We start from the raw sequence: 3,771 nt of genomic DNA, 5'->3' as shown, positions 1-3,771 counted from the left end.
TTTAGCATTACATGTTAACCAACGTATTCGTTGGGCTAGAGGAATGACTCAGATATTCCGCGTTGATAACCCAATGTTGGGTCGAGGTTTAACATTTCCTCAGCGTTTATGTTATCTCAATGCCATGCTCCACTTTCAGTACGGTTTACCTCGCATCATTTTCTTGACTGCACCGTTACTGTTTATGTTATTTAACCTGAATATTATCGCTTCATCCGCAAGCATGATATTTGCCTATGCATTGCCACACTTAATTATGTCGGTTTACGTAAATTCAAAAAATATTGGTAAATACCGTTACTCTTTTTGGGGGGAAATTTATGAAACTGTCATGGCATTTAGTTTAGTACTACCGACCTTACTGAGTTTAGTTTCACCAAAATTAGGCAAATTTAACGTAACAGATAAAGGTGACTTGCTTGATAAAAGCTATATGGATTACCTCACTGTGCGTCCATTAATTATCACTGCACTTCTTTTGATCACAGGGATTTCATGGGTTGTTGTCCGTTACCTATTAAATGATTTCCAAGGTATTGATCCACTGGTTATTGTTTTAAACCTTGCTTGGGCCACTTACAGCTTATTTATCATTCTTGCTTCTATTGCGGTGGGTAAAGAGACGCGACAAATTCGTAAGCATACTCGAATCAATGCATCACTACCGATCACGTTACATTTTGATGATGGTGCTGAGTTAACAACGACCACGGAAGATATTTCAATGGGTGGCGTTCGCATTGCTGTGAATAAGATGTCTGAGCTTCGCCAACGCAATGTCACTTCCATCACTCTAAATGTGCAACGAGATGCCGTGACCGTTCCGGTTGATATGGTGAGCTTAGAAAACAATCAACTTCGTCTTGAATTCTTACCTATTGATTTAAACCTTCGTCGTAAATTGGTACGCATTGTCTTTGGTCGTGCTGATGCATGGATCCATCAAGCTGATTATAAAGATAAGCCATTTAAAGAATTGGCAGGTATTACACGTTGTATTTTTGAACTGTTCTTTGGTCGTCGCCAAAAAGTGAAAGCGCCAGCAACAAGAACGAAAGCAAAAGCCTCACTCTCTGTGCAATCTATTAGCGGGGATGACTAAGCATGAAAAAGAAATTGACATTAATGCTAAGCCTGACGGCGATAGCGATCGCTAGTATTAATCTTTCTCAAGCAGAGACCGGAATGTTAGCGCTAGAAGGGGCGTTTTTACCTGACCCGACTTCTTATACATATTCGCCAATGCAACAAAATGCGAATAACCCGATCCAACGTGAAGGTGGTGTATTGTCTGACGCGCGTAATATTGAAGAGCAATTAACATTGGCACAGATGGGCAGTCCATCACCTATCGTGTTATCAGGAAGAAAATTACTTTCTGGTGTCACTTTTAATATGGCGAACGATTTATTTATTGATAACGCCACATTAACGATGAAAGTGAAAGCTTCCCAAGGATTAATTCAATCTGATCAGACACTTCACTTAATGCTAAATGGTCAACCTCTGGGATTTCTACCTTTAGAAGAAGGTGGGCAAGAGCATGAATATGTTTTAGAAATTCCTGAAATGATGTTGACGAACGTGAATAACCTCAGTTTTCGCTTAGCCAGTCGTGATGCATTGGATGAAAATCAGTGTATGCCGCCATTGGCTGAAGAGTTAAGTCTAGTTATTTCACCAGATTCATCATTAGATTATCGAGGTCGCTGGATTAATGGCGGGTATAGTCTGGAACGATTGCCCCTACCGTTCTTTGATCCTGACAGAATGACAGCGACCTCGTTACCTATCATATTGTCAGATAAACCTGACCATGCAGAAGTAACAACCGCAGCTATTGCAGCATCATGGTTTGGCAGTTTTAGTCATGATATTAAACAAGTTGATTTACCCGTTTTAATGAATCAGTTACCTGAAAGTGATGGCATTTTGGTCGGCTATTCAGGGCAAACTATTGCGGGTATTAAACTGCCTTCAGGAAATAGCGGACAATTAACTCTTGTTGATAATCCAGTCGATCCTGTTTTTAAATTATTGCTGATCAGCGGTGATAATGAAAAATCTCTTCGCCAAGCTGTATGGGCGTTAAATAACGACAAATTACCTCAAAACGATCACTTAGTGGTGCCATCTCAAACAATTGCAATAAGTAAGGATTACGATGCGCCTCGTTGGTTAAATACCAATAAACCGGTAACATTAAATGAAATAGCCAATGGCAGTGATGACTTCTCTCGCCAAGGTATTAACCATGCACCGAATCAGTTTTCATTTCGTGTCTCACCCGATCTCTTTTGGTGGGATGGTGATGCGTTGCCTTTAGACTTGAAATATGTTTTTCCTCATTCGGATAAACTAAATAGTCGCCGTTCTTCATTAATTGTCTCTTTGAATAACCAATTCTTAGGTGCGTTATATCCAGCACGTTCAGAACCTTTAGGTATGCTAAGACAATGGCTAGGGATGGAGAGTGAAGAGCAAAACAGTACACTCTATTTAAATCCCCGCCAAATTTATAGTCAGAATCAATTACAGTTTTATTTTGATTTACGTGAACCTGATGATTCACCGTGTATTTTAACGGATGGCAGTGATTTGATTAGTCGAATTGATCCGCAATCAACGCTGCAATTTAAAAATACGTGGCACTACTCAAGAATGCCGAACTTGGCTTATTTTTCAGGGGCATCATTCCCATTTAGTCGCCGTGCGGATTTTTCACAAACCACACTACTATTACCTGAAAATCCAACAATAGAAGAGCTTTATACCTTAGTGAACTTAATGGCGAGATCGGGTTATGCCACAGGTACACCGGTTTCTCATGCTTCGGTTTTCTTAGGGGCTAAAGAACTTGAGAAAAATAACCTCTCACAACACGACATTTTAGCGATTGGTTCATTAAGTAGTGAGGGATTTCTGCCTGCTCGTTTTTCACAACAAACATTCTCATTTTTAAATAAAAATATCGAAATCAAACCACAATCATTGATTGATAAAGCAAAAGGTTGGATTGCGGGTGATTATTTATCTCAAAGTAGTGATGCTGCAAGTTACTTATCTTCAGTGAAAGATTGGCGTGGCATGATGAGTTTTATCTCACCTTGGGCAAGCGATAGAGTTGTTGTATTGGTGACAGCTAGAGGTAATGACTCGATAAAAACGATTATCAATGATTTAAATTTAGCCCAAATAAATGCGGCAATTAAAGGCGATATTACTCTTATTAGTGGTAAAGACACCGTAAAAAGTTTCCATTTAGGCGAACACTTTTCGCAAGGCGACTTACCTTTCTTACAACAATTCCTTTGGTATAGCTCTCGGCACGTATATTTGCTGGGTCTTTTAGCTGTTGGTTTTTGTGCGCTGACGGGCTTGGTGACTTATTACTGGTTACAACGTCGTTCAAGTCGTCGTTTACATCAGATATCACAGCATCGTTCAGATAAATAAGAGGGAGATAAGATGAAAAATCACGCACTTAATCTCATCGTTAAAGTCATCTATGCAGGTTGCATTCTAGGGGTTTCAAGCCAAGTACAAGCAACCGCTGTTGAGGCAAATATAACAGCAACCGACCCAAATATTGTCAGTTCTCTTATTGAGCAAGCTAATTATTGGCACGGTAGAGCGCATGATGAACGTGCAGTAGAAGCACTGCAAAAAGTACTGATTATGGAAAGCAATAATCAGGATGCGCTGTATTTAATGGCATTTTTTACTGCACAACAAGGTAATGAAAAGCAAGCAACGTATTGGCGAGAAAAA

Annotated in this window: 3 protein-coding genes; all 3 read left to right on the top strand. The window is 39.7% G+C overall.

Annotation, left to right across the window (positions count from 1 at the left end; genetic code table 11):
• A partial coding sequence (locus BHE89_RS11940) for a PilZ domain-containing protein (RefSeq protein WP_171742495.1) occupies positions 1-1,102 on the top strand: 1,102 nt, incomplete at its 5' end.
• Between the two features lie 2 nt (positions 1,103-1,104).
• On the top strand, positions 1,105-3,456 hold the full coding sequence (gene bcsB, locus BHE89_RS11935) for a cellulose biosynthesis cyclic di-GMP-binding regulatory protein BcsB (RefSeq protein ID WP_069367386.1): 2,352 nt from the start codon (positions 1,105-1,107) through the stop codon (positions 3,454-3,456).
• Positions 3,457-3,468: 12 nt separating this feature from the next.
• Positions 3,469-3,771: tetratricopeptide repeat protein (locus tag BHE89_RS11930; protein ID WP_141008292.1), on the top strand; the 303-nt coding region annotated here is incomplete at its 3' end.

It is taken from the genome of Shigella sp. FC1967, assembly GCF_001743005.1.
Taxonomy (GTDB): domain Bacteria; phylum Pseudomonadota; class Gammaproteobacteria; order Enterobacterales; family Enterobacteriaceae; genus Proteus.
This window is presented reverse-complemented; position numbering and strand designations above follow the sequence as displayed.

Bases quoted from the DNA above. Each gene is read 5' to 3' on its own strand.
- bcsB (WP_069367386.1), top strand. From the start codon at position 1,105: ATGAAAAAGAAATTGACATTAATGCTAAGCCTGACGGCGATAGCGATC.